The sequence below is a fragment of the Desulfotomaculum sp. genome (assembly GCA_003513005.1).
Classification (GTDB): Bacteria; Bacillota; Desulfotomaculia; order Desulfotomaculales; family Nap2-2B; genus 46-80.
Map to the genome: position 1 here is coordinate 1 of DOTD01000015.1, position 2,713 is coordinate 2,713.

Annotated in this window: 2 protein-coding genes; both read left to right on the forward strand. The window is 48.6% G+C overall.

The genetic code is table 11. The features are described 5' to 3' along the window. Positions 1-317: 317 nt before the first annotated feature. Positions 318-1,868, forward strand: a complete 1,551-nt coding sequence (locus tag DEH07_01300) for a hypothetical protein (GenBank protein ID HBY03190.1) — start codon at positions 318-320, stop codon at positions 1,866-1,868. 33 nt (positions 1,869-1,901) lie between these two features. Further along, entirely contained in the window at positions 1,902-2,597 is a 696-nt protein-coding gene (locus DEH07_01305; GenBank protein ID HBY03191.1) for an acetyl-CoA synthetase, read from the forward strand. Positions 2,598-2,713: the final 116 nt, after the last annotated feature.

The following is a 2,713-nucleotide window of genomic DNA, read 5'->3' on the forward strand; positions in this document are numbered from 1 at the left end:
TTTTTTGGGCTGTGAATAATAACCCCTGGCATACAGAACTTAGGCCAAGCCTATCAGTTTCTCCCCGTTTCCTTTGGAAGTGCCTCATTAGCCCGACCGTATTCAGAACACCAGAAGACCCTCATCTAACCGTACGTGAGGTTTTCCCTCATACGGCTATCCGACACCATTCATATTAGACATTCGCAGGTCAGTCAACGGACAAGCTGTATAGCCCTAGCTTTCTAAAGCGGGCTACGCCCGCAACCCAAATTAAATAATGCACTGTCCTTAAGATATTTTGTATAAAAAAGGATTGATTTACTTTATTGCGAAAAATGTGTCTGGCCTTACGCATCGTGCTGTCTCGAGTAAGACTTACATCTATTGGTACGGTTATGTTATTATTTATGCAAGTATTAGGAAAATCGGAGGGAATGATAATGAGCGATGACAGCCAGGCTAAGGGCAGTCTGAGCGGCTTGTTTAACGCCAGGAGTATTGCCGTTGTTGGGGCTTCACCCAAGCAGGATAAGCCGGGCAATCAAATTATCCGGTATGCTCAGGCCATGGACTTCGACGGACAAATATATCCAATTAACCCCACGCAAAAAACAATAGAAGGGCTTACGTGTTATCCGGACATCATGGATATTCCCGGCCGGCTGGACTTAATTGTGCTGATTGTCGGCGCTGATGAATGTGTCAGTATGGCACGGGAAATAGCCCGGCGGAAGGACGAAAAAGGTGACGTGGCCGGTATAGTGGTTGTTTCCGGCGGATTCAGCGAGGGAGGTTCGGTAAAAGGCGGAGAAAAAGAGAAGGCCATGCTGGAACCTTTGCAGGCCCGCGGTATAAGGCTAATCGGACCCAATTGCCTGGGAATCGTCGATCAATACAGTGGTGTGAATACCACATTTGATGTGCCGCCGTGCATTAAAGGCGGGGTTTCCGTAATTTCCCAAAGCGGCGCGCTGGCCGCCTCATTTCTCACCTGGGCTAAAGACATGGAGCAAATCGGCATCAGCAAGTTTTTTACGGTAGGCAATATGGCTGATGTGGGCGTGGACGAAGCGGTGGAATTTCTTGGCGAAGATGAAAATACCAAGGTCATCGCCTTGTACGTGGAAGGAATCAGACAGGGAAGATGCTTTGTGGAAGCGGCTAAAAAGGTATCGCAAACGAAACCGGTAGTGGCATACAAAAGCGGGCGGACCTCGTTTGGCTCCGGGGCGGTGCGCAGTCACACGGGCGCAGTGGCTGGCAACGACAGGATTTATGATGGCGCGTTTCGCCAGGCCGGCGTTATTCGAGCCGCAACTATCGCGGAATTCTTTTATACCGTCTGCGCTATGGGCAAGCAGCCGCTGCCCAGGGGAAACCGGATATGTGTTCTTACCGTTGTCGGCGGGCCGGGAACAATTTGCATAGACGCTTTGCAGGCGACCGGTATTGTGGAAATGGCCCGGCTGTCCGACGGTACCAAGGAGTATTTAAAAGAAATACTCGCCCCGACGGCTGTCGTCGGCGAGCCGCATGGGTATGTGGATCTGACGGCTTCTGTAACTAAAGAGATGCATGAAGAAATTGTTAGAACCATTCTTGCTGATGAAGGCGTGGACGGGTTAATCTATTTGAACACTCCTCCACCTTTTTTAGGCGATGAAAAGCTTGTCGAGAGCATCCTGAAAGGGTATAATTCCTTTCCCGAAGAAGAGCGGAAGCCCTTGCTCTGCGTACTCACATTCGGCTCAAATGTCGCCGGGCTGAGGCTTCTCTTTGAGCGCGGCGGCATACCCACCATGGAATTTCCCGACGTAGCAGCCGTCGTTATGGCGAACATGATCCGATATAGTGAATGGAAAAATACCCATAAAACCTTTAAATAGATTTCACACTTAATTAAAAAGGTGGGTTCAATAATGGACTGCAAAAAAATTGTAAAAGATGCTTTGGCCGCGGGAAGAAGTAATTTGCTGGAACCGGAAGCTTATCAGGTTTGTGATCAGTTTAAAATAACTTATCCTCAATTCATTTATGTTTCAAATGCAGAAGACGGAGTAGCAGCCGCCAGATCAATAGGCTTTCCTGTGGCAATCAAAGTGGTGTCCCCGCAAATCATTCATAAAACCGACGCTGGCGGTGTTGTTACCAACATTCAATCGGAAGAGCAATTCACCAACGAGTATGACACCATGCTTCAGAATGTGCGAAAAAATGCCCCGCCTGCCGAGATAAACGGAGTGATTGTCCAAAAGTCCATGCCCAAAGGCGTAGAAGTAGCGGTTGGCGGTTTAAGGGATCCGCAGTTTGGGCCGGTGGTTATGTTCGGGGCGGGAGGTATTTTGATTGAAGTGCTGCAAGACGCGTCCTTCAGGCTGGCGCGGCTCGACAGGGAAGAAGCATTGAGGCTGATTAAGGAAACCAAGATTTATAAGGTCCTGCAAGGCGTGCGCCGGAACGAACCCAGCGATGTTGAGGTATTGGCGGATCTTGTAGTTAATGTTGGTAATTTGCTTGTGGACACTCCGGAAATCAGCGAACTGGATTTCAATCCGGTGCTGTCTTATCCTGACCGGTACGCGGTAGTTGACGCGCGGATATTATTATCCAGGTGAGGCAGTGTTAAAGAAAGAAAGTCCTGCTTCAAACTTCCGTATCCAATTCAGATTAGAATAGATAAATTGGTGTGTGTTTTTAGTGAAAATTGGTAACTAATACTACAGCGATGAGT